The organism is Sphingobacterium lumbrici (assembly GCF_006476045.1).
In the GTDB taxonomy this organism is placed as follows: Bacteria; Bacteroidota; Bacteroidia; order Sphingobacteriales; family Sphingobacteriaceae; genus Sphingobacterium; species Sphingobacterium lumbrici.
On sequence record NZ_SRZY01000003.1, the window covers coordinates 1 to 24,097 of the forward strand.

Genomic DNA, 24,097 nt, shown 5'->3' on the forward strand with positions numbered 1-24,097 from the left:
CAACAACCTGAGACGCATAGTACGAACCATTTGTCAATGCCGTTTCCGGTGCCAGTGCCGTACCGCCTGCATCAGACGTGTACCACAATACAGTACCCGTAGCTCCCGTAATATCCAGATCCGCAACAGTAGCCGCGTCAATCTCACAGAACGTCTGCGCTAACTCGTCCAGATCAGGGGCTAACACTTCGTTTACCGTGATGCTTACTGCCACACGAGGACTTTCACAACCTGTTAGTGTGCTGACCTGACTTACATAGACAGTCGTCGTACCCACTATATTACTATTCACTGTAGGAATCTCCGATAGTGGCGTAGTTGAAGTCGCATCAGCATAATAAACCAATGTATGATCTGCCAATACTTCCACATCGTAATAAACAGTCTCCTCTTCCGGAGTCTGACAAACCCCTTGATCCTCTACTATCGGTGCAACCGGTGGTTCGTTCACATCGATTTCAATCGGTGTTCTTTCCCCCGTCTCACATGTACCGAAACGTACAGTTTGTACATATAACGTACGTACTCCCGGCATCAAGGTTGTTACATCAACCAGGTTACCATCTGTAGGTTCATCATAGATTAAGTATGTTGTACAATTGTCCGGAACCGGGATAACAATATCACCTCCAGGACAAATTTCAAATTTATTATCGCCATTATCACCTACTACAACAGCAGGAATCGTGCGTGTAATCTCATGCACCTGCAATTGATCCAGCACACCCCCTACACCACCGTATAGAATCTTCACACGATCAAACGGTGCGTTGGCGATGAATTTCACATCAGCTTGCTCGTTTCCGGCAAGCAGCGAAATGTTCAACAGATTATCATCACTATGGATCGGCTCTCCTACCGCTGTATTGCCTAGGTAAGGTTGAATCGTAAAGGATTCTAACAAACCTACTGTCAATAGTGACGATGGTTTTCCAACTCTGATGGTCAACGTATCGCCAGCAAGTGCAGGTGTACTATACAATACTTCTAAGCGGGTATACGCGTTAACACCAACCGCATTATTGAGCACTGCAAAAGTTCCATTATTACCGTCCACTGCATTCGCAGCATCGACAACATTGACTAAACCATTCAACGCACCCACACCTCCGATTGGACGCTCGATACCACTTAATACATCTACTACTCCATTCGGTTCGTCACAATCTGGCGTACCTGGAGTATGGTAATATGCTTCGTATAGATTTACAGACTGCGCTACAGTAGCTAAAGCAGATAAGTAAACTTTCACTCCGCTATAAGGTACTTGCTGTCCACTTGCATTTGTTGGAACGAAGGTGAAATCAAAAATATTCTCACCGGCAACGATGTTGACTAAGTCTCCATCTACCAGCTGCGATATACCGACAGTGTTTCCTGCAGCATCAATTGGCTCAACCCGGATACCGCCAGAAAGTTGGGCAGCAGTCAATGTTTTACCTAATTTCACGGTTACAGGCGTACCAGCCGCAATCGGGCTACCTGTCCATTTGAGATTCTGGTAAGTTTGGCCCAAAAGTCCAGCTACATTAGCCACCTCTGTCAGCGTACTGAATGTCGCTACATCTTGATCTGCTGCATGGCTTGGGTTAGTTACAGAACCCAGGTTAACAAACAACAGCTTAGTTACATCATATTGTGACGCGTCATTTGCATATACTCTCGTGTACACCGGAGGACATTCATCCGGATTGAAGACATGGATGGTTACGTTTGCCGCTGTTTGACAGCCCGAGAGTGTATTCGTCGCGATCAACGTATAAACATACATACCCGGAGAAGCAAATGGTCCGAAGGTTGTTCCATCAAAGTCGGCTCCTGATTGATCCTTCCATTGGTAAGTAACACCTACCTCAGTATTATATGTTGGTACATCGACACTTTCATTAATCTCTATAGCATAAGAAGATGCTTCATTAAACACAATTACCGGAGCCGGATTAAGGGTAACGGTTACCGATACACGATCCGCGATCGCGCTTTCACAAACACCGTCGCCCGATACGCCAACATAGTATGTTACCGTCTCATTTGGCACCAGGTTCAAGCTAGGTCCGGTAAATTCCGGTGTTGTTGCAGAAGGACTGTTATACCAATAGAATATTGGATTCGTCAGTGCAGAGCTTGCTGTTAACGTTACCGCTGATCCCTCACATACCGGGTCATTCCCCGTCACCATCACATCTCCATCCGTTGCTCTAGGTGTAACACCAATCGTTACCGGTGCAGAAGCCGCACTTTCACAATCGAACTCATTAACTGCTATCACTGTATATTGTCCGGCATCCGAAAGAGCAGCAGGATCTATTATCAATATGTTTGAGTTTTCTGCTAATAACGTAGCATCTCTGTACCATCTGTAGCTATCCGCACCCGCTGTAGCCGTCAATGTTATCGTTTCACCTTCACATACTGTCGCATTATCTGCCGTTATCGTTGGCGTACCTGGCAAGGCATGTACGGTCACGATTACGGAGCCAGGCGGATTATCAAAACAGAAGCCTGCTCCTGCAATGATTGCATAATAGGTTATGGCACCTGTTTGTGTCGGTGTTACCTCGATAGAAGCACCTTCACCCAAATAGCCACTTAGCGCATTATCATTAAATCCACTATACCACTTAATGAAAGTTGGGTCTATACCCGCTGCTGCACCCAGAAGGTCAGCATTTAACGTAACAGATCCACCAATACATACCTGTGCGACGGAAGTTGTCAGGTCTAAGTTTGCTAACCCAAGTTCTATACAATCAGTCGGCATGCTATGTGTTGCCGTCTCGCTTACTTCAGCATTGCTGGCAGTTACGCTATTGTCGATAGACGGAACGACACCTGTATCAAGTGGATCATCTACCGTTACTGTAAAGGTAAATGTTTGTGTCTCACCCACAGCCAATGTCAGAATGGTTAATTCTAAATTGGCACCACCTAAGGTAAAGTCACCTTCATCATTCAGCGTTGTATTTTCCGGAATAGGGCTAACAAGCTCAACGTTTGTTAAATCTTTATTTCCTGTATTTGTAATGGTAACTGTATAGGTTATTACATTACCTGCTTGCGCTTGTCCGGTATTTCCACCATTACTTACGCCATCCAGGCTCAAGTCGATGGTATAAATAGCCTCTACCGGAATTTCGGTAGGGTCGCCCGGAGTTGCACCCGGATCAGGTCCGGCCGGAGGATCCGTAGGATCAGCAGGAGGCACCGTAGGTGTACCCGGATCAGACGGATCATTTTTAACGACCGCCACGTTGCTAATCACATCGATATCGGTCAAATCCGCATTCACGTTTACAATGAAACTTACGGATGTAGTCTGTCCAAAGGCTACATTGATGCCTGTAAACTCGACTGTATTACCATTCAACGTACCACCTGAAACATAAGTAGTCCCTTCAGGAAGAGCATCGGAAACCGATAGACCCGTTAAATCCTGATTACTTTCATTCTTAATATAAATCGTGTACGTTACCTCTTCACCGCCACTTACCGTAGTGGTAGACGTACCGTTTGCGATACTGTATCCTTTCCAGGCGACGACATCATCTGTCGGGTCGACCGGAATCAATGTCGGATCCCCCGGATTACTTCCCGGTGCAGGACCAGCCATTGGATCCGTTGGGTCCGCAGGAGCAGTAGACGTAGGTATTCCGGCAGCTGTCACTACCGCTACGTTACTGATTTGGGTCACATCCGTCAAATTATCCTGAACCAGGACATCGAAACTTCTCGTCACCGTATCCCCTACCGGAATACTTATTCCATCAAAATCAACAGATGCACCGTTTAATGTACCACCGGATACATGCGTTGTTGCGACAGGTAAGGCATCCGAAATCGACACCCCTGTTAATGCCTGATTACCCGTATTCGCAATATATATTGTGTACGTTACCGTCTCACCACCACTAACCGAAGTGGCGCTGGTACCGTTAGCAATACTAAAACCTTTCCAGGTCGACACCGAAGAAATCGGATCTACCGGAATATCTGTTGTAGTCCCCGGAGGAACATTCTCGTCCGGACCCGCTGTAGGATCAGCCGGATCAGCCGGAGGAACCGTACCCTTACCCGGATCATTTTCATTTTCTTTTACAAACGCTACGTTACTGATAACTGTTGCCCCTGTTAAGTCGGCATTGACGGTAACTTTAAAGGATACTCTTGCTGTGTCACCCACTGCAATTGTTACATTCTCAAAAACTACACTGTCTGCGACTAACACACCACCTGAACCCGCAACATACGTTGTATATTCCGGAATGGTATCTACCACACGGTAGTTTGTTAATGCTACAGCACCTGTATTCGCGATATGGATGGTGTATTCAATTTCCTCACCACCTTTTACATTCGCTACTGCTGTTCCGCTGCTTGTTTCCTGGTACGACTTCCAGGTCTTAAACATTGGTGTATTACAATCTTTCTCAACATTGAATACACGAAGCTCCGGCAATGCGCCTACACCCGCTACACCTTGCAAACCAACACTTATCCGGTCATATTCCACGCCCGGTGCATAAGGAATTACACCTACCGCGCCGTTATTAAGAACACCCAATACATTCAGACCGTTAATCAATTCGCTTTCCACATCCAACGTATCCACCGGAATACTACCGTTATACGCGATGATTTCCAAGCCACCGATCAGGTTCAGATCCAATGCACCAGAACCATACTGCAAGGTCAAGTTCACGATTTCACTTGGCAACGCGCTCTTACGGAAATCAAAATATTGTCTAACCGATTGTCCTACAGCCAGGTTCCCTAAGCTGATTTCAGAATAATCTGTTGTATTATCATTAATGGCATGATCCGCGTTATTTACACCTGCCCCCGAGCTCGCTAGTCCGGCCGCATTAAGATTTAAGCCACTTGCATCGTATGAGGTCGTAAATACCGGTTGACAATCCGTTAGCGGGTTGTCCACACATGCACCATATACATTCATAGAATTTCCCTGGTCGGTCAACGCTAACGCCGTATTTGTGCCATCTGTAATCCGAATCGCATCAAATTCCGCACCCGGTGTTATCGCGATATAGTACCGGCCAAATTTATCCTGCACGACACGGATACGATCGTTGTTGCCGCCAAAATTATCATTACTACCTCCCTCTAATACAACTGTATTTCCATTTTTGGCCTGAATGGTAAAATAATGATTTCCTAACAGCAGACCATCTACCAGATCAGCCACGGCACCACCAAGACTTCCGCCCACTAATTTATTCAATAAAGTAGGTTCAAAGTCAATACGTACATAAGCCGTTTTGTTCGCTTCTACCGGTGTACCAAATCCCAATTCTACAAATCCGGTATAATTATTCGGTTGCCCACCTAATAATTGTCCCAGTAAAGAATTAGCACCCGAATTCAAGGTCGCGTACGAGTCAAAATCATCATCAAAAAGATTAGCCAGATTATCCGCGTTAGAAGAAGCCCTGATTTCTGTTACACAAACCGGATTCTCGAATGGCGATGGTGTTGTCGTTGTTGGACAACCTGCACCGATTCGTTTTACTTCATATAAACGGATAGAAGGCGTCAATGCAACATTAAGCAAAGATCCCGCTACCACATCTACTCGATCATATGGTGTATTTGTCTGGAATGTCAAGGTCTGTACCCCACCAGAACTGAACAGATCCAATAAGTTTAGGTTATTAATCAGTCCGTCTTGCAAGGTAAATGTTTCCCCAATTGCACTACCATTGTATGTTACAATGCTATAGCTACCTAATAAATCTACCGTAGCCAAACTCGACGGATCAAGCTGCAAACGTACCTGCATCGTATCACCCGCTGTAGACAGCTGATTAAAATAGATCCGTTGCGACACTTGTGCCGCTATCGCCACCGTACCTGTACTAATTTCAGAATAATCAGAAGAGTTGACAGATATGGCATGATCCGGATTGGTTACACCCGCACCTTCCAATGAAGCCAAGTTCGTACCTGACACAGTGAAAGACGTAAACTGACCCGGCAGACAGTTGTTTGTACCCATTTCCATACAAGCTTCAAAGATCCTCATCGAAGCCACATCCTGCGTCAAACCTACCAAGGCAGGGAAATGTTCTGTAATACGGATATTTTGGTAATCCGCATTAGGTGTAACCGCGATATAATACCGGCCTATATTATCCTGTACGATTCGCAGGTCGCCACCCGTTACATCATCAAAGGCTTCCTGGCTGGATCCCGTTAATACGGTGGTTCCACCCGTTTGCGCAGTCTTAGCCTCTACCGAAAAGTAATGATCGCCCAGTGCTAATCCTCCGACCGTATTCCCCAATGTACCCAATGTACCGCTCAACAGGCGAAGCAACAGATTGTCCTCCATGTCAATACGGATATATGTTGTTTTATTTGCAGGAATAATGGTTGGGAACTCATATTCCAGGAACCCGTTGTATGCCCCCATGCCCAATAGTGTACCACTACTTGCCGTTAATGTGGCATAAGATTCGTTGTTACCATCTGCGGCGAGATATGCGTAATCGGCATTTTCCCATGCTACGACCGTTGCATCACACGATGGATCCTCAAAAGGTGTCGCTGTAGGCGATGGCAATACAAAATCCGGATCTTCACATCCAGAACCTGCAGGACCAAACCGTTTTACATCGTAAACCTCCACTGCCGATTCGAAAGCACTCGCTCCCACTAAACCGTTTACACGGATTTCGATATGATCGAATACCTTACCCGGCGCAAACGTCAATGTACCCGGTTCTCCTCCACCCAGCAGGCCAAGAACATCTGTACCGTTCAATAAGCCTCCGCCTAAGGATCTGCGATACACCTCTGTCGTACCGTTGTACGCTATTATCTCGTAAGTACCCAACAGGTCTACGTCTAATGTTTCCGTAGTGGCAATCGCTAATTTTATCTTAAATACCGATTGGGCATCACTTAAGGAATTAAAGTAGATATGCTGCGACATCGATCCGGCAACACTCAGGAGACCAAGATTGATCTGCGAGAAGGTATCCGCGTCATCATCAATCGCCCGTTCGGGGTTTTCAATTCCTGTAGGACTAAGTACATTTTGTAAAACGCCTAATGTAATACCGCTTCCATCATAAGAAGTAGCGAATGCTTCATCACAGATATCATCACTTGCATCATAACATACGCTGTAGACATTCAGGTATTTGTCTGACGAAAGGAGGCCAACAGTAGCGTCTGTACGATCTGTTAACCGGATATTGGTAAACGGCTGATCGGCCTTAACAGCGATATAATATCTACCCGCTTTGTCCTGTACAATGCGAACCTGACCATTTGACGCAGCAAACAGATCCGCACTGGAGGTATTGAGTGTTTCCGAAGCACCATCTTTCAATTGCACTTCGAAATAATGATCTCCTAATACTAATCCATTTAACAGACCTCTCACGACATCACCAAGACTACCCGCTACTAATGCTTTCAGTATATCTTCGTCGTAATCGATACGGATATAGGTTGTTTTACCGGCAGGTACCTGATCAGGAAAATCAACTTCCAGATGACCGGACAAACTTCCCAAACCAATAAGGATCCCTGCATCAGAGCGTATCGTTGCATAACTGTCAAAATTATCATCGACCGCGAACTGCGGATCATCCGCATTTAAAGAAGAAACGATCGTTGCATTCGCGCACATTGGAACGAAAAGCGGATTCAACGCAGGAGGCGGCTCCGGACAAGACGCGCTTGAACGGGTTACGCCATAGATACGCAAATCTGCTTCTACGCTAACCCCCAATGTATTTTGTAATCCGATTTCAACCCGATCAAACGGATCGGCTACATCTAGCGGAATCGTTACGATCCCTCCTGAATTTAACGCGTTCAACACATTCAGCCCATTCACCAATCCACCTTGAAGCTCCTCGTCTAACACCAGAGTAGTTCCGTTGTAAGCCCGGATATAATAGCCTCCTAATACACTTACATCGGCTACGGCCGAGCTTAATTGCAACCGTACCTTCAGTACCGAATTTGCTTCTGATGAAGCCGGGAAATAAAAACTTTGTGAGAATGATCCGACTACCGATAACAAGCTAGATTTTAAAACTGAATAATTTGATGTATTGTTGTCAATTGCGTAAGAAGGGTTTTCCACAACACGGTTGCTCGCCCCTAATAAACTTCCCAGGTTCAAACCTACACCGCTTGCTTCTCCATCACCAGCAAATGCAACTGGCGCACAATCCGGAATATTGGATAACGCGTAAGCATAATGAATATTTATTGTTCTAGAAGCTAGAAGATTTACATCAGCAGCAAAGGTCAATCTAATCCTAACGGAATTAAAAGCCTCGACATTACCGGGTGATTGAACAGCTATATACGTAACTCCATCACTATCTGTAACGAACTTAACATTGGCACTACTCCCTAAAGCCGTTCCGTCGCCGCCTGCATTTGCATTTTTATACAGTGTGGCCTGTATAAAATTAGAAGGAGCTCCAAGTAAAGAGCCCAATCCCAATGTTAAACCAGTCTGATTAATTCCCGAATACCGAATATAAACCCAGTCATTCGGTTGCAAATTATTCTCAAACTTCAACTGCAACCAGCCATCTCCTGACCCCAATAGTCCACCCACAACTCTTGTAGAAGTCATTGTAGCAAAGCTAGCCTCTGAACTATTTGCAGCGCTTCCTGGATTCGCAACCCCTGAACTACCAGAACCAAGCCCAACAGCTATAGCTCCACTACTTGGAGTAACGGTAGCATACTCTTTTGTCTGTCCGTAACTTGTGATCCCCAAAATCAGCAAGATAAACATTAGAACGTACTTAACCGGGGACAGCGTCCCCGGTGTAAGGTCCACAGTGTTGATGTTTTTCATAGATAGTGATTAGTATAAATTTTAATATCAGATACCAAAAGCCATGGACACTGAGATTAATAATATGTTTTTCATAACTCGAAGTCAAGATAAAATCTCTTGACCCATTGCAAATCTAACGAAGAAATAGTGTAATAAAAAAAATTTTTTATAAAAATTAATACAAATATAATATTGGAAATTTTAGAAACCTGAAAAACAAATAATATCATCATTAATTAAATTTAATTAATATTTAACACCATTTAACACTTTAAATATCATTTAAAGAAAAACAATCGAATGTTTACCGTTATTTAATAAAAATTAAAGTTAACCTATTTCAGAAAAATGTAAGAAATGTCATTTTTATGCGTACTTAATCGAAATTTTTATCCTATATAGAAAAACAGAGGTATATAGAGTAAATTTAAAGCTACAATAAAACCAATGTTTCAACGTTAAGTTTCTCGCCTGCGGCTCAAAAAAAAGCGCACAAAAATGAAGTTTTGCCAACTTCGTCGCCAGAACAGGAATAACAATACCAGATAACAGATGAGATTCAAGCAACTAACAAAACACCAAAGCCCCGTACAGCACGGATCTTTTTGCGCTTAGTCGCGATGGTAAAAAGTACGCATAATCATTACGTACCCCTTGGTTGTATATTTCCCTTTGGTTTTATCGTCTAACTCCAGGTAATAAAAATAGGTCCCGTCAACCAGTCCTTCGCCACCCCAGTTATTTTCATAATTTTGGGAATGATAGACTTCATGACCATGCCGATTAAATACCCGCAATTGCTTGGTCTCAAAAGACTCTATCCCCTTGATCTCAAAATAATCGTTAAAGCCATCGTTATTCGGTGTGAATACATTAGGAATGTAGAATAAAACGACATCCACTTCGGCGGTAGACTTATCTTTGGCTATCGCTACATTAGACTGCTCGCTCACCACCGTTGCCAGGGTAATTGCCATTCCGGGTATGGCACCTCGCAGTTCAACCCATAATGACAGGGCTTCTTTTGCTTCCATATTTGGCACTTTCCATATAATCTGTCGGCTCGCAGCATTATATGTAACGGTACCCACATATCCATCCAACACCCCTTCATACTCGACTTCACGAGGGACATCGAACGTCACAATTAAATCGGCAACTGCATCAGTACCCTGGTTAATCAGCATCAGCTGATGGTTCATGGTATTATTTACCAATACATACTTTGCAGAAGGCAGGTTTCGGATTTCTACATCTACGGTGATATCTTCGCCAAGCGGATCTACAATAATCTCTACCGGGTCCGAAAGATCGGAATTACAGCCCTCACCTAGCGCCATTACGGTATATATGCCCGCTTCGGTCACTACGATCCGCTGATCGTGCGAACCATTTATCGATTCACCATCTTTAAACCAGATATAAGACAAGGCATGCTCGGCATCAGCCCGCAGCGTTACCTCCTTACCGCTAACAATACGCAAGGTTTGCTGCTGCGCTTCTGCCTGCGGTAAAGCAAGCAGAAACACAACAAGCGACATAAGGATATAGCGAAGCAAACCTTGCATGATATTGTTATCGATATGAAAATTCAGCTATTAAAGTGCTTCAATTGTAATTACTGGTTTACCTGGTTTCGGTGTCACCTGAATAACTGTCGGAGTAACTTCACCTAAAGCATCAGTATATGGACCAGATTCTTTAACAGTATAATCCACCGCCACATAATAATTCCAGCTACCTACCGCTGCATCTCCAGGGTTGACTAAAGTATATACATTACTTGAGGTGCTTGTTGAAATTGGCGTATCATTAGCAAAATCTGGCGTTTCACCGTCCTCTACCTTATACCAACGATAGCGCAATTCAAAATCACCAATTACAGGATTATTGTATGCGTCAGGTCTCTGAGTATTAAATGGTGTACCGGCATCGAATACAACAGTAGCTGTTAAACTATTGTTATCTGTAGGTAAATCATCCGCACAATAAATATCTGATGCTAAATCAGACGAAACGGTAACTGTTAATAGTGGCAAAACAAATACTGTAAACTCCTCTGGTACTGTAGAACAGATATCGCCAGAAGTTTCACCGATAGCCATAAACGTATAAAAACCCGGCTTCAACCCTGTCACTGTCAACTCACTATTTGACGCCCCTCCAACAACCGGCTCATCGTCCAACTCTAAGTCAGGCAAATCTCCCAAACCACCATCTGCCTTTTTAAAATACCATTTTATTTCATCGAACGTCACGTCTGCAACACCATCGATCGCTGAACTCGTCGTGGAAGCTGTCAATTTAAAACTCGAGCTTTCATGCGCAAAAATTGCTTCCGTTCCGTCTCCACTTAAATTAGGTGCAAGTGCCCCTTGCACACCTGGAGCAATCAATTGTGCTGAGGCATTTACCCCAATGATTAAAAGCAAGGCTACCAAGCCGACTTTCATCCTTTCCATCTTGTTTTTCATATTGATTAATTTTAATTGTTTTTAATATTGATTATATTGTTTTTCATATTGATTATATTGTTTTTAATTGATAACATCTGAAATAGTAAGGTGAGGCTTGCCGGGCTTCGGAAAAATCTGAATACTAAAGGATTTCTCCTCCCCTTCGCAACCCGTAGCAGAATTCCGAACTGATATTTTACCGGTATATGTCCCCGGTTCCGCACTGACAGGGATAGCAACATTGATATCATCTCCTGATAAAGCAGGCCCGGGCCAACCTGAAACATTAACAAACGACCCCGGTGTACCGTCATCCCAAGTCAACTTATATTGATTTCCACCATTTGTAACCGAATAAGGAAGTATAGCGACAGTCTCCCCTTCACAAATCGCAGCATTTGATAGTATTGTAAGCACCGGAAGCGGATTGACCGTGACTGTTACTTCGTTACTATATGAGCTACACGCTACGCCACTCTGAGTTCCAGTTGCAACCCTTCTGAACATAGTCGTTTCAAACAGTGGAGGCGGTTGATAATCTTTATAAGTACCAACAAAAGGGCTACCTCCTGCACCGACAATATCTTCCCAATCTCCGGAAGTTTTGCGCTGCCACTGCAAAAGGTCAACATCAAAATTAAGATCAGCAATAAGCTTTTGCGGAGTCCCCCCTTCACATATAGTCTGGTCACCACTTTGTATCTCGTTATTTGTAATTTTGTTACGTCTAATCACAATTGGCCACCGTGCTGACCTATACTTATTATCTTCCCAAGCTTCTAACCAATATTCTTCCACACCGTCCATCGTCTCCCAATGCGACTCAATAGTAACGGTATCAGATGTAATATCTGAACCAATCTGATACCCTCCGGTCTGTGCATCGTACAAACGATAAGAATATCCAGGCTTATGATTAGAAACTTCAACAAATCCACCTTCACCCTCACAAAGTGTCACGTCCGGAACATCAGGAGGGGCTATATAGAACAAATAATAATAGTCTGCTTGTTTACCGAGACCTAATCCTCCATGCTCAAGTTTAAGTCCATCAAATTCTACATTATCACCTGAAATAAAAAACTCAAATTCGACCGGTTCATTTGCGGTCAACGTACCCAATAAACCTAATAACGTTCCATTTGAGAGCGATGTACCAACATTTCCTGCTAAATTAGTATTAGTCTTAGACAGTGTAGTCGTTCCCAATAAATCTAATAACGCGGCAGGGGGAGTAAACTTTATATAAACAGGAGATTTAGGTAAAGGTTCTTGACCAACAGGAAACCTAACAGATTGCCATGCAGACCCCAAAAGTGGTGATATAATCCTAGAATAATCCGTTAAAGGATCAGTATAAGCATTCGGACGATTTTGCACATTACCAGCAGCACTAATAACATCTCTGCTACCGTAAACCCGATTATTCTGCCCATAGCCAACCTGCGCCATTGCTAAAAACAGCAATAGACTAATACCCAGTCTTGCAAGCCCACACGCTCTCATCACGATTAAAAAAAATGAATTAAAAAATTAATTCCGGTTTGTAAATAATGTCTTTCATAAGGATAGTAGGGTCATTTTTATTCTTGAACACCTTACTCAATATCCGAGCCAAATATAGAAATATTGTTCAATTTAAAGAACCTATTTTTTGTTAATTGATTAGACATTAGGGCAACAAATGAGACTTCCATATTTAACAAACTAATAAACAGCCATTTAACACATACACCATGAAACAAAAAAGAAGAAAAAAAGCAACCGCCTACGGCCAATATAATACCCTAAGCAGTAAATAATGCACCTTGGGCACTAAAAAAACATCCTTGGCGGTATATTGATCGTACCGTTTGGTAGCGCGTATATGGAAAAAGTCGAAGCATCTATAACCAGATTGTTAGATCCCTGACTGCCGTCAGCGATCTGTAAACTATGCCTTTCTGTGCAGCGAACAGATACTTATTCGTCAATACTTATTCCTAAGGTACTCATGAGCTTGCTTCGCGCGGTTCGGCAAGCCTCAGTATGACAATTAAATTCCCTTATCTTATTTTGTCATCCCGACTTTGGTCTCCGGTCTGTATCGGGGAAGTAAAAAAGTCGCAACTCCATTTTTCTCCAGGTAGGTTATATGACATTTGAGCTGAAGGTTATTTGAAACTGTACAGGTTCAGACCTTTTATAAACTTAAAATCCCGTATATTGTAGGTAAATAATTTAAGCCCGGTTTCAAGAGAGGTAGCCGCTATCAAAGCGTCGGGAATTGCCAATCCATGGCTAAGATGATACGTATTTAATAGTTCGATTGTTCGGATGGTTATTTCAGGACTCAAAAGGATGGTGTCCAACCTTTTTAATTTCTTTGCAACCTGTTGGCTATGCTCCTTATGGAGAGTGCCTTTAATCATTTCCATTTTACTAATGGCCGAAATCAAGATGTTGTCTATCCCAATCTCATTTATGGTAGCAGTGGTTTGCGAATGGCGGGCTTTTTTCTCATCGAAGAATTCAATGAGGACATCGGTATCACAGATTACCTTTTGCGTTGCCATGCCGATTCTCGTAAGGTTTTAGCATCAATATCCTCACCTGTGAAAATAGTGGTCAAGTCCTGCATATCAATCTTTGGATCCCCGCTTTCAACAGGGATGCCATTGATATGGTAAACCTCTTTTTTTCCTGTTCTTTCGGGATTAGCAATGGTAAAGCCCAAGTATTCACCTAAAGCAGTCAACGCTTTTAACGTTTTCCGGTTTTTATATTTTATAACCACTTCGTGCATAACCTTTTCTTTTTCTATTATCAAAGATACCAATTTTTGATTAAATCAGAAACTCCACAAATCCAACGAGTATCATAGAGAAATAAAAAATCCGTTGTCTCCGATCTGTATCGGGGAAGTAAAAAAGTCGCAACTCCATTTTTTTCTTACGTAAAACCTTAATCATTTATAGCTCATTTTTGTTCGATTTATAGCTCAAAATAGCCTTTTTTTGAGCTATATTGAGAATATGTCTGAGCTATATTAATTTTTAGAGGAATATATAGCTCATTTACTATTAAAATACAGATCAATTTTCCCTAATATTGAGCTATATTTGTCATTGGGTTGAGCTATAAATTAAATACGTTGATGTATGGAACTAACAAATAAAATACTCCAATATATAAAAGAACACCCGGCAAGTTCTTCAAGTGAGATACATGAAGGCTTAGGTTTAGAAATTGGATATGCCACCCTAAAGAGGGCACTGTCAAAGCTTGTTACAGCCGAAATGGCAGTTGCTCAAGGTAAATTAAAAGGCACAAAATATTTTATAAGCCCTTCTTATGAACTGCTTTATCCAATTGATATGGAAGAATATTTTCAAAAGGAGGTGGATGAAAGGCAAATACTTGACCGTTTCAATTTAGCGTTAATTCCAAGTGTACTGAGCGATATTTCTATCTTTACGGAGGCAGAAAAAGGTCAATTGCAATTACTACAGGAGCGGTTCAAGAATAATATTGCCCATTTATCAGACATAGAATATAATAAAGAGCTTGAACGGCTTGCTATTGACCTAAGTTGGAAGTCTTCACAGATAGAGGGAAACACCTATTCACTTTTGGAGACAGAACGCTTGTTAAAGGAAAAAGAGACGGCTGCCGGTAAACCAAAAGACGATGCTACTATGTTATTGAACCACAAAGAAGCAATTAACTTTATAGTAGCAAACCCAGACTATGTTGTTCCATTGGTTACCTCGGGAATAGAAGACATTCACAGCATCCTGATCAAGAACCTTGGCGTTGACCGTAATATTAGGCAACGACGGGTGGGTATATCCGGAACCAACTATGTACCTCTTGATAACGAACATCAGATTAGGGACGCATTGAACGAAATGTGCAAATTGGTCAACGACAAAGAAAGTGTTTTTGAAAAAGCATTCTTAGCCCTTGTTCTTCTATCTTATATCCAGCCTTTTGTGGATGGAAATAAACGTACGGCACGTATAATTAGCAATGCCATATTAATTGCACATAGTTACTGCCCAGTGTCATTCAGAACAGTTGACTCCATCGAATATAAGAAGGCCATGCTTTTATTCTACGAGCAGAATAACATAAGCGCTTTAAAGGATATGTTTAAGGAACAGTATGAATTTGCAGTAAATACTTATTTTTAATTTCTTACAAATTGGAACGGTACGATAAATATATTTAACAATTGAAGAGGTAAATGACAGAAAGCTTAACACCCTAAATATCCTGCGCAATAGCAAAGCCGGCAGCCCAGGCCCACTGGAAATTATATCCACCAAGCCACCCCGTGATATCTACCGCTTCTCCGCCAATATAGAGGCCGGGAAAGTTTTTGGCTTCCAATGTTTTGGGTTTTAGCTCGTCTGTAGCGATACCGCCGCGCATGACTTCCGCCTTATCGTATCCCTTATCGCCCGCAGGCTTCACCTTAAAGGCATGTATGGTCTCGACAATACGTTTTGCATCTGCTTTCCCGAGCGAAGCGATCTTCGTGTCGATGGGTAAAAACTTAGCCAGGGCATCGACCATTTTGCGGGTAAAATAATCGTGCAACAGCTGCCCGATGGTTCGCTTGCCGCCAAGTTCACGTTCCCGCCTGATGAGTTCTTCCAGTTTAAACTTGGGCAACAGATCTACGGTAAAGGTCTCCCCTGCCCTCCAATAGGAAGAAATCTGTAATATAGCCGGGCCGCTCAACCCCCAGTGCGTAAAGAGGATATTCTCCTCGAAAGAAATACGATCATTATAAACCCGTGCAAAAACTGAATTGCCCGACAGGGAGGCATACCATTCGGCATCTTTACCTGTAATGGTAAGTGGTACCAGCGCGGGAGCGGTAGCGACTACCTGTACACCTAGCTTTCGTGCCGTACGCAGGGCAAAATCCGAAGCCCCCAATTTGGCTACGGGCAATCCCCCCGAAGCAAGTACGACCTTCTTGGCATGGAGCACCTGTTCCTGACCTCCTCGCTCGATCGTAATGGTATATCCGCCTACAGACTGATCGACAGATTTTACCAGGGTATCTAACCAAAGATCCTGCCCTGTATCATAGAGCAACTTTGTAAATACAGCGACAATATCCCTGGCTTTATTGGTTGTCGGGAACAGCTGTCCAAGGGTTTTTTCTTCTCCTCCTATGCCTCCGAAATCTGCGAAGAAACGTATCGTATCGTCTACGGTCCACTGTGCAAATACGGCATTCAGAAATTGCGGATTCTCTGATACGAAATTGTCGACAGAGGTGTACAGGTTGGTGAAATTACAGCGACCGCCACCGGAGATCAAAATCTTGGCTCCGGGTTTATCGTTGCGCTCCAACAGGAGTGTCTTCTTACCCAACAAACCGGCTTGTGCGGCACACATGAGCCCGCAGGCTCCTGCTCCTATGATAATTGCGTCGTAATTTTTCAAATTAAAAAGTTAAAAGTTAAAAATGAAAACAAAATCCACTCAGATAATCAAGTCTTTAGATCCTTCGATAAATCTCAGGATGACAATTAAATTCCCTTATCTTTTTTGTCATCCCGACTTTGGAGGCCTGCCTGACGGCCAATGTCGTTAAGTTAGCACGTTTTGTCATCCCGACTTTGGAGACCTGCCTGACGGCAGTCAGGGATCTGTAAACTATGCCTTTCTGAGAAGCGAACAGATCCTTCGATAAATCTCAGGATGACAATTAAATTTCCTTATCTTTTTTGTCATCCCGACTTTGGAGGCCTGCCTGACGGCAGTCAGGGATCTGTAAACTATGCCTTTCTGAGAAGCGAACAGATCCTTCGATAAATCTCAGGATGACAAAAAAGAACGATTTAGTTCTTAACTTAACGACATTGGCCTGACGGCAGTCAGGTATCTAAACCACACCCTGGGAAATCAACTCCCCTTTCAGCGGAATAGTGCGCTGCCCGGCTGCCGATTGCTCTGCCAGCTCCAGGATACGGATTACATCACGTGCCTGCTCCGGTTTTACAAAAAGTTCCGCTCCTCCTTTTAAAACAGCTACCATATTGGCATAAAAATCCTGACCAGCCCCCACTTCACTCGGCACCAGCTCTTCCACATCTGCACCGTTTTCAAGCAAGGCCAGCTTGCCGAACGAGGCTTCATCCTCCTGCCCCCAATTGCTTATACGGTGGGGCATAGCACCCTCCCGAAGGAGTGCTTCCTGCGGGTCTACCCCTCCTTTGATAAATGTCCCATTCATACCAAACAGGCTATACCGCGGGGTGGCTGCTTTAGCCAGCATCTGCCCTTTGAGGGACACCTTTAGCCGGGGATAAGACAGGATAAATTCAAAATCATCAATAGCCTTGGCGCCGTCGCGCTGTACCCTCAGGTCGGCAAACACAGACTCAGGCTGCCCGAACAACTGCAATGCCTGATCGATAAGATGTGCCCCCAGGTCGTAATGTATCCCCGAACCGGGCAAGTTCTCCTCACGCCAGGCTCCCGGCCGAAGGAAGTTACGAAAGCGGTCGTAACGCGCCTCGTAGTTGACCAATCTACCTAAGCGGCCTGAAGAAATAACTTTTTTCACGGTCTTAAAATCCGAATGAAAACGGGCATTGTGATGTACCGACAGCAACAGCCCCTTTGACTTTGCCAGGGCGATCAGCTCATCCGCTTCTGCCGAGGTATTGGTAAATGGCTTCTCTACAACGACATGCTTACCAGCTTCCAACGCGCTTTTCGCCAACGAAAAATGCACGTCATTCGAAGTCGCCACGACAACCAGATCCACCTCCGGATCAGCAATAATGTCCTCTGCCGACAAAACCCCGATGGCATCGGGATACCGCTCGGCCAGTAGCTGCTGTTGCCCGGGCTTCCGTGCTGTTACTTTATATAATTCCAGATCGGGATTCCCGGCGATAAAAGGGGCATGAAATACATGCCCTCCAATAGAGAATCCGATGAGTCCTACTTTGATTTTGTTCATTTTTATAACTTATGATGTTACAGTGTTCTAGAATATAATGTCACCCTGAGCGAAACATCGTGAAGCCGAATGGGTCTAAAAACTTATACGACCTTGTTTTTTATATAGTTTGTCGCTTAGACCGCGACGGGTCCATACTTTTTTTCATTCTTTATTTGTATTTCAATGGCATTCAAGAGACCTCTTCGAGGGTTGTCTTGCCAAAAGTATGCAAACCTGCCTGCCGCCAGGCAGGAGCGTGTCTCTGTACCCATTTGCATCACAACCACTATCCTTACAAATTCGACAAATGTCGCCTTAGCCATTTGCCAATTGCACGAGGATGCACTTGCCATTGTGGCAAATGGGTACAGCGACGAGTTTTGCCTACTTTTGCGGTCAAAAGTAGGATGCCCTTCGCCGGCATAGAGGCGAAAATAAAAAAGAGCAAAGACCGTCCGTCCAGGACAACGTTACATCTGCTCCGGAACGGCAATCCCTAACATGCGCATACTCTCCGATATAACCTTGGCCGCTGTAGCGGATAGGTTCAGGCGGAATGCCTTAACCTCGGAATCTTCTGCTTTCAGGATCGTCTCTTCGTGGTAAAATTTATTATACAACTTAGCTACATCATACACATAATTTGCCAGCTGTGCCGGACTAAATTCCTTCGCCGATGCTTCAATAATAGTCGGATAATTTGCCAGCGACTGAATCAGATCGCGCTCAAATACCGATAACACCGGCGGTACAGCGACAGCCCCCGAAGTGTACGTCGCCTTGCGCAACACCGATTTAATACGGGCATGGGTGTATTGGATAAACGGCCCCGTATGGCCTTGAAAATCGACCGATTCATTCGGATCGAACAACAGTCTTTTTTTCGGGTCTACTTTCAACAAAAAGTATTTCAATGCCCCCATACCGATGGTATCGTATAACTCGGCTTTGGCTTCTTCGGTCAGTCCTTCGGTCTTCCCTAACTCTTCGGTACGTGCCTGCGCAGTTTCGATCATTTCGACCATGAGATCATCCGCATCTACGACCGTTCCCTCACGGGATTTCATTTTACCCGAAGGAAGATCTACCATACCGTACGACAAGTGGAACAATCCATCGGCCCATGATTTGCCCAGTTTTTTCAAGATCAGAAACAATACCTTGAAATGGTAGTCCTGCTCGTTGCCAACGACATAAATAGATTCATTCATCCCAAATTCGTCATACTTCAGCTGGGCAGTCCCCAGATCCTGTGTGATATACACCGAAGTACCATCGCCACGCAGTACCAGCTTCTGATCCAAACCTTCGTCACTCAGGTCAATCCACACCGAATTGTCTTCTTTTTTAAAGAAAACACCCGAATCCAGGCCTTCCTGAATGATATCCTTGCCCAACAGATAGGTATTCGACTCGTAATAATATTTATCAAAATCAACACCGAGCTGCCTGTACGTCTTCTCGAAACCCGCATACACCCAGGTGTTCATCGTTTTCCACAGTGCGATTACTTCTTCGTCACCTGCCTCCCATTTCCGGAGCATCTCCTGTGCTTCTTTAATCAATGGGGCATGCTTCTTCGCCTCTTCCTCCGTCTGCCCTGCCGCCACCAAGCCTTCTGTTTCTTTCTTGTATTCCTTATCGAATATCACATAGTATTTGCCGACCAGGTGATCCCCTTTCAGGTTGGCAGACTCCGGAGTCTCCCCATTGCCAAACTTCTGCCAGGCCAGCATCGATTTACAGATGTGGATCCCGCGGTCGTTCACCAAATTAGCTTTTACCACATCATAGCCGTAAGCCTTCAGGATCTCCGCTACGGAATACCCCAACAGGTTGTTGCGGATATGCCCCAAGTGCAAGGGCTTATTGGTATTGGGAGAAGAATACTCGACCATCAGACGCTTCCCGTTCGAAGGGAACTGTCCATAATCAGCCCTGAGCAAGGTATTGTTCAGGAGGTCGATCCAATAGCTATCTGCCAGGCTGATATTCAAAAAGCCTTTGATAATATTAAAGCCGGAGATTTCCGCGATATTGCTCTGCAGGTATTCGCCGATCTCGGTCCCTGTCTGCTCCGGAGATTTCTTTGAAAAGCGTGTTACCGGAAACGTTACAATGGTAATCTGCCCCTCAAATTCCTTGCGTGTCTCCTGCAAGGTAACCTGAGAAACCGGAATTTCCGCGTTATAAAGTTCTTTTACAGCACGAACGGTCTGTTCGATGAGTGTCTGTTGAATAGAAGTAGCCATGTAATTATTTCGTAATTTTTACAACTCTCTGATAATGAATTAGAAATTTATCAACCTAAGTGTTTAGGTATTCATCCTGAAAGTATATCTTTGCCAAAAATAATAAAAAATGCAGAGCTATCAGGAATTTCTTGACCTAAGTGTTGGTTTTCCGCAAGACGGATTCGAAATTATCGACGACGAATTGTACTTCCACGACCTGAATTTGATGGAGATGATAGAAACGTATGGCACGCCATTGCGTTTTACGTATTTACCCATTGTCAGCAAAAAAATCCAACAGGCGAAAATTTTGTTTCAGACGGCAATCCTGAAACACGATTACCGCGGGTCTTATAAATATTGTTACTGTACGAAATCCTCCCATTTCAAGCATATCGTAGAAGAAGCGTTGAAAAACGATATTCACCTGGAGACCTCCTCTGCATTTGATATGCCCATGATCGATTCTCTGGAACGCCAGGGTAAGGTCACCAAGGATATCACGGTGATATGTAATGGCTTTAAGACGTATCAGTACAAGCAGTATATCATTGATATGATCCACGATGGATTCAAAAATATTATCCCGGTATTGGATAACAAAGAAGAATTTAACCTGTACGACGATGAGATCGAACTGGAGGAGCCCTGCTCCCTGGGGATCCGTATCGCGGCTGAGGAACAACCCGATTCGCAGTTCTATACCTCCCGCTTAGGGATCCGTATGGAAGACGTAATCGAATTCTATAACAACAAGATTGTAGACAACCCCAATTTTAAAGTTAAACTATTACACTTTTTTATCAATTCAGGAATCTCCGATACACCATATTACTGGAACGAACTGGAGAAATACGTGACCTTATACTGTAAATTCAAAAAGATCAATCCCGATCTGGATACGTTGGATATCGGTGGCGGTATGCCGTTCAAAGACTCGCTGGTACATGATTTCGACTACGAGTATATGGTGAATGAAATCGTGAACCGCATCAAACAGATCTGTGCGCACCATGAGGTGATGGAACCGGATATCATTACCGAATTTGGAAAATATACCGTGGCCGAGGCTTCGGGAATCTTATATAAAGTATTGGGTCGTAAACAACAGAATGACCGCGAGAAATGGTTTATGATCGACGGGTCATTCATCACCAACTTACCTGATGTATGGGCGCTGAACCAAAAATATATTCTCCTGCCTATCAATAATTGGGATTCGGAATACGAACGGGTCAATTTAGGCGGGATTACCTGCGACGGACAGGATTACTATAATCAGGAGGCACACACCAGCTCCGTCTTTATGCCCAAAACACGTAAAGTACAGTATCTTGGTTTCTTCCATACGGGAGCCTATCAGGATGTACTGAGTGGATACGGCGGGATACACCACTGCCTGCTGCCTTCGCCCAAGCATGTATTGATTCGCCGCAACCGCGACGAAACATTCAATTACGAAGTATTCGGCGAGGAACAAAATTCAAAACAAGTCATGAAATTATTGGGATACCAGTAGTTAAATAAAAAAGCGGCCAATAAAAATGCCCCAAAAAGTCAGACACTTTTTGGGGCATTTTTATTGAGAAAAAACTAAAATTAATTCCAGGTAGGCTGCCCCACTTTCATCTTTTCGAGGGTAGCCCGATACGTTTCTTTTTCTTTCTCAGAAGCTAAGGCCAGTGCCTTCTCCTGCGTTGCAATAGCCGTTTCCTTGTCTCCGGATTTGTATAACAAATTCGCGTAGGTATCTAACATCACGGCATTATCACCGGATTCTAATGATTTTTTGCTCCAGGCTAAGGCTGCTTTAACACAGGCAGCATCATCACAATTTTCAAAAATAGACCAGGCAAATGAATTGAGCATCGATGGCGTTATTTCTTTTGTACTTAAATTCAAATATTCTTCGACCGCGTCTTTAAAAGCAGTCCAGTTTTTTTTGCCGGAATAGTATTGTGCTTTTACCAGCGCCAGCGAAGCTTTTAGCTCAACAGCAGGAAATTCCTTTTTCAGATCTGCCTCAAACACCTCAAAATCAACTACCGCATTTTGCGCACGCAGGGCCGGAAAAACTTTTTCACGAACAATCACCGTAGCAAGTACATCATCGACAGATCCCTGTTGACCGACAAACAATTCATCTACCTTGGCTTTATTGTCCAGTAATATTTTAAAAGCCACTGACTTTGTAGAAGTAGCCCCTTGTAACAAAAAATCAATATTTTCAGTAGTCAACAAGGCTTCAGTACTTATCAGATCAATATAGCGCTCCATCGCTTTTGTAGCTAATTCCTGATCATAAGCTCCCCTGGCGGTCTTCGCCGTTTGCTTGGCTATTGCCGCATCTGTTGGGTTGGCTTCAAATTTTTTAAGCACGGTCATGTATTGTGTTTCCGGATCTAAACCCTCTTTCGCTTTAGCAATAAACTGGTCGGCTTCTCCACCACCAACAATACGATGCACCAGTTCTCCATCCGGATTAAAAATCAGAAACGTCGGATATGCACGTACTGAATAATCCTTACCAAATCGTGTCGCCTCGTCATACCAGGATTTCACATCCTCACTATCAGCTTTGGTTTGATCCATTTGAAGCTTTAAGTTTACAAAATTTGCATTGAAAAATTCACCCACTTTCGCCTGCGGGAAAATATTAGCCGACATGTACTTACAGGGGCCACACCAGGTCGTAAAACAGTCCACAAAAATATGCTTGTTTTCCGTTTTTGCTTTCGCCTTAACATTTTCCCAATTTGTACCATGTTCAAATTGAATTCCACTTTCTTGCGCAAAGCTGATTAGGGGAATAATAAATAAGATTAAAAAAAGATTTTTCATGTGTATATTCTATTTTAAACGCACCGTATAACTAAATCGAATGCTTTTTCAAGCTAAAGTTACACTATTTTTTGTAAATCAAAAGAGCAATATCTACGCCAGTCACCACGCTTTTACCAAATCGAACGACAGGGATCTATTCGGTACTGTAATATTTTTGTTGCGCCGCCATCATCATCAGATTGAAAACAGCAGTATTTCAGATTTTCTTGCAATCGCTTACTTATTTCAACGAATAAACATCATTGGCAATAGTTTTCGATAGTTTCCACAGAAGATTATGAAGGATGGATTAATTTAATCAAATTTGTTTGTCGCTCGCTAATTTCAAGTTGTATTAGCAACCATTAATATCTGTATTTTATCTTTTGCCCTCATCGGCGGGCAGCCTCCTTCTTTTCTCTCAAAAGAAGCAACCTGCCTGCCGGCAGGCAGGAAGTCGTCGCTGTACCCATTTGCCACAGTGGTTAGTGCTTCCTCCTGCTATTGGCAAATGGCTAAGGCGACATTTGTCGGGTATGTAAGGATAGTGCTTTATTCTTAGATATTACTTTATTCCTCAGCTGAATAAAAAAAACGGCCTTAGCGGATTTGGACGAGTAGGCAGCAGATGATGCCATGCAGAAAGGTTTAAGTTTGTACTTTCCAAGCAGGTCTCAGCCTTTGCTTTGGGACGGAGCGGTGGAGGCCTAAGAGCTGCGCACTGCATCATCGCGTAGCCGGAACGACAAATACGATACAGCCTTGATTTTTTTGCTTCGTTTTTTTATCAAGAAAA

14 protein-coding genes are annotated in these 24,097 nt (G+C 43.5%); 4 read left to right on the plus strand and 10 right to left on the minus strand.

Going from position 1 to position 24,097, the window contains the following annotated elements; all coding sequences use genetic code 11:
- The 6 genes from E4F24_RS00710 to E4F24_RS00735 form a co-directional block, all read right to left on the minus strand.
- A partial coding sequence (locus E4F24_RS00710; protein WP_140936692.1) for an Ig-like domain-containing protein occupies nt 1-8,851 on the minus strand: 8,851 nt, incomplete at its 3' end.
- A 593-nt stretch (nt 8,852-9,444) separates the two neighbouring features.
- Nucleotides 9,445-10,401: a T9SS type B sorting domain-containing protein gene (locus tag E4F24_RS00715; RefSeq protein ID WP_140936693.1), complete on the minus strand. Its 957-nt coding sequence runs from the start codon at nt 10,399-10,401 to the stop codon at nt 9,445-9,447.
- Nucleotides 10,402-10,431: 30 nt separating this feature from the next.
- On the minus strand, nt 10,432-11,295 hold the full coding sequence (locus tag E4F24_RS00720; RefSeq protein WP_140936694.1) for a hypothetical protein: 864 nt from the start codon (nt 11,293-11,295) through the stop codon (nt 10,432-10,434).
- Nucleotides 11,296-11,370: 75 nt separating this feature from the next.
- Entirely contained in the window at nt 11,371-12,798 is a 1,428-nt protein-coding gene (locus E4F24_RS00725) for a hypothetical protein (protein ID WP_140936695.1), read from the minus strand.
- Between the two features lie 644 nt (nt 12,799-13,442).
- On the minus strand, nt 13,443-13,844 hold the full coding sequence (locus tag E4F24_RS00730; protein WP_140936696.1) for a type II toxin-antitoxin system VapC family toxin: 402 nt from the start codon (nt 13,842-13,844) through the stop codon (nt 13,443-13,445).
- Nucleotides 13,826-14,074: a hypothetical protein gene (locus E4F24_RS00735; protein WP_216629105.1), complete on the minus strand. Its 249-nt coding sequence runs from the start codon at nt 14,072-14,074 to the stop codon at nt 13,826-13,828. The genes E4F24_RS00730 and E4F24_RS00735 overlap by 19 nt, the downstream gene beginning before the upstream one ends.
- A 355-nt stretch (nt 14,075-14,429) precedes the next feature.
- Between E4F24_RS00735 and E4F24_RS00740 the strand changes: the two genes are divergently transcribed.
- On the plus strand, nt 14,430-15,464 hold the full coding sequence (locus E4F24_RS00740; RefSeq protein WP_140936698.1) for a Fic family protein: 1,035 nt from the start codon (nt 14,430-14,432) through the stop codon (nt 15,462-15,464).
- A gap of 73 nt (nt 15,465-15,537) precedes the next feature.
- On the opposite strand, the gene E4F24_RS00745 is transcribed toward E4F24_RS00740, so the two are convergent.
- Both E4F24_RS00745 and E4F24_RS00750 read right to left on the minus strand, forming a co-directional pair.
- On the minus strand, nt 15,538-16,734 hold the full coding sequence (locus E4F24_RS00745; protein ID WP_262708987.1) for a BaiN/RdsA family NAD(P)/FAD-dependent oxidoreductase: 1,197 nt from the start codon (nt 16,732-16,734) through the stop codon (nt 15,538-15,540).
- A gap of 442 nt (nt 16,735-17,176) precedes the next feature.
- Nucleotides 17,177-18,262 (minus strand): Gfo/Idh/MocA family oxidoreductase, encoded by a 1,086-nt coding sequence (locus tag E4F24_RS00750; RefSeq protein WP_140936699.1) that lies wholly within the window; start codon nt 18,260-18,262, stop codon nt 17,177-17,179.
- 165 nt (nt 18,263-18,427) lie between these two features.
- Between E4F24_RS00750 and E4F24_RS00755 the strand changes: the two genes are divergently transcribed.
- Nucleotides 18,428-18,670: a hypothetical protein gene (locus E4F24_RS00755; protein WP_140936700.1), complete on the plus strand. Its 243-nt coding sequence runs from the start codon at nt 18,428-18,430 to the stop codon at nt 18,668-18,670.
- Nucleotides 18,671-18,714: 44 nt separating this feature from the next.
- Here the strand turns inward: E4F24_RS00755 and argS are convergent, their stop codons facing one another.
- On the minus strand, nt 18,715-20,496 hold the full coding sequence (gene argS, locus E4F24_RS00760; protein ID WP_140936701.1) for an arginine--tRNA ligase: 1,782 nt from the start codon (nt 20,494-20,496) through the stop codon (nt 18,715-18,717).
- Between the two features lie 109 nt (nt 20,497-20,605).
- Between argS and E4F24_RS00765 the strand changes: the two genes are divergently transcribed.
- Nucleotides 20,606-21,997, plus strand: a complete 1,392-nt coding sequence (locus tag E4F24_RS00765; RefSeq protein WP_140936702.1) for an arginine decarboxylase — start codon at nt 20,606-20,608, stop codon at nt 21,995-21,997.
- An 80-nt stretch (nt 21,998-22,077) separates the two neighbouring features.
- Here E4F24_RS00765 and E4F24_RS00770 read toward each other — a convergent pair whose 3' ends face one another.
- On the minus strand, nt 22,078-23,319 hold the full coding sequence (locus E4F24_RS00770) for a thioredoxin family protein (protein WP_235891121.1): 1,242 nt from the start codon (nt 23,317-23,319) through the stop codon (nt 22,078-22,080).
- A 40-nt stretch (nt 23,320-23,359) separates the two neighbouring features.
- On the opposite strand from E4F24_RS00770, the gene E4F24_RS00775 reads away from it, so the two are divergent.
- Nucleotides 23,360-23,584, plus strand: a complete 225-nt coding sequence (locus E4F24_RS00775) for a hypothetical protein (RefSeq protein WP_140936704.1) — start codon at nt 23,360-23,362, stop codon at nt 23,582-23,584.
- The last annotated feature ends 513 nt before the right edge of the window (nt 23,585-24,097 follow it).

Excerpts from the sequence above, each read along its gene's own strand:
- E4F24_RS00775 (WP_140936704.1), top strand. The coding sequence starts at position 23,360 with ATGCTTTTTCAAGCTAAAGTTACACTATTTTTTGTAAATCAAAAGAGC.
- E4F24_RS00770 (WP_235891121.1), bottom strand. The coding sequence starts at position 23,319 with ATGAAAAATCTTTTTTTAATCTTATTTATTATTCCCCTAATCAGCTTT.
- argS (WP_140936701.1), bottom strand. The coding sequence starts at position 20,496 with ATGGCTACTTCTATTCAACAGACACTCATCGAACAGACCGTTCGTGCT.
- E4F24_RS00765 (WP_140936702.1), top strand. The coding sequence starts at position 20,606 with ATGCAGAGCTATCAGGAATTTCTTGACCTAAGTGTTGGTTTTCCGCAA.
- E4F24_RS00715 (WP_140936693.1), bottom strand. The coding sequence starts at position 10,401 with ATGCAAGGTTTGCTTCGCTATATCCTTATGTCGCTTGTTGTGTTTCTG.
- E4F24_RS00735 (WP_216629105.1), bottom strand. The coding sequence starts at position 14,074 with ATGCACGAAGTGGTTATAAAATATAAAAACCGGAAAACGTTAAAAGCG.
- E4F24_RS00740 (WP_140936698.1), top strand. The coding sequence starts at position 14,430 with ATGGAACTAACAAATAAAATACTCCAATATATAAAAGAACACCCGGCA.
- E4F24_RS00720 (WP_140936694.1), bottom strand. The coding sequence starts at position 11,295 with ATGGAAAGGATGAAAGTCGGCTTGGTAGCCTTGCTTTTAATCATTGGG.
- E4F24_RS00750 (WP_140936699.1), bottom strand. The coding sequence starts at position 18,262 with ATGAACAAAATCAAAGTAGGACTCATCGGATTCTCTATTGGAGGGCAT.
- E4F24_RS00755 (WP_140936700.1), top strand. The coding sequence starts at position 18,428 with ATGGCATTCAAGAGACCTCTTCGAGGGTTGTCTTGCCAAAAGTATGCA.
- E4F24_RS00730 (WP_140936696.1), bottom strand. The coding sequence starts at position 13,844 with ATGGCAACGCAAAAGGTAATCTGTGATACCGATGTCCTCATTGAATTC.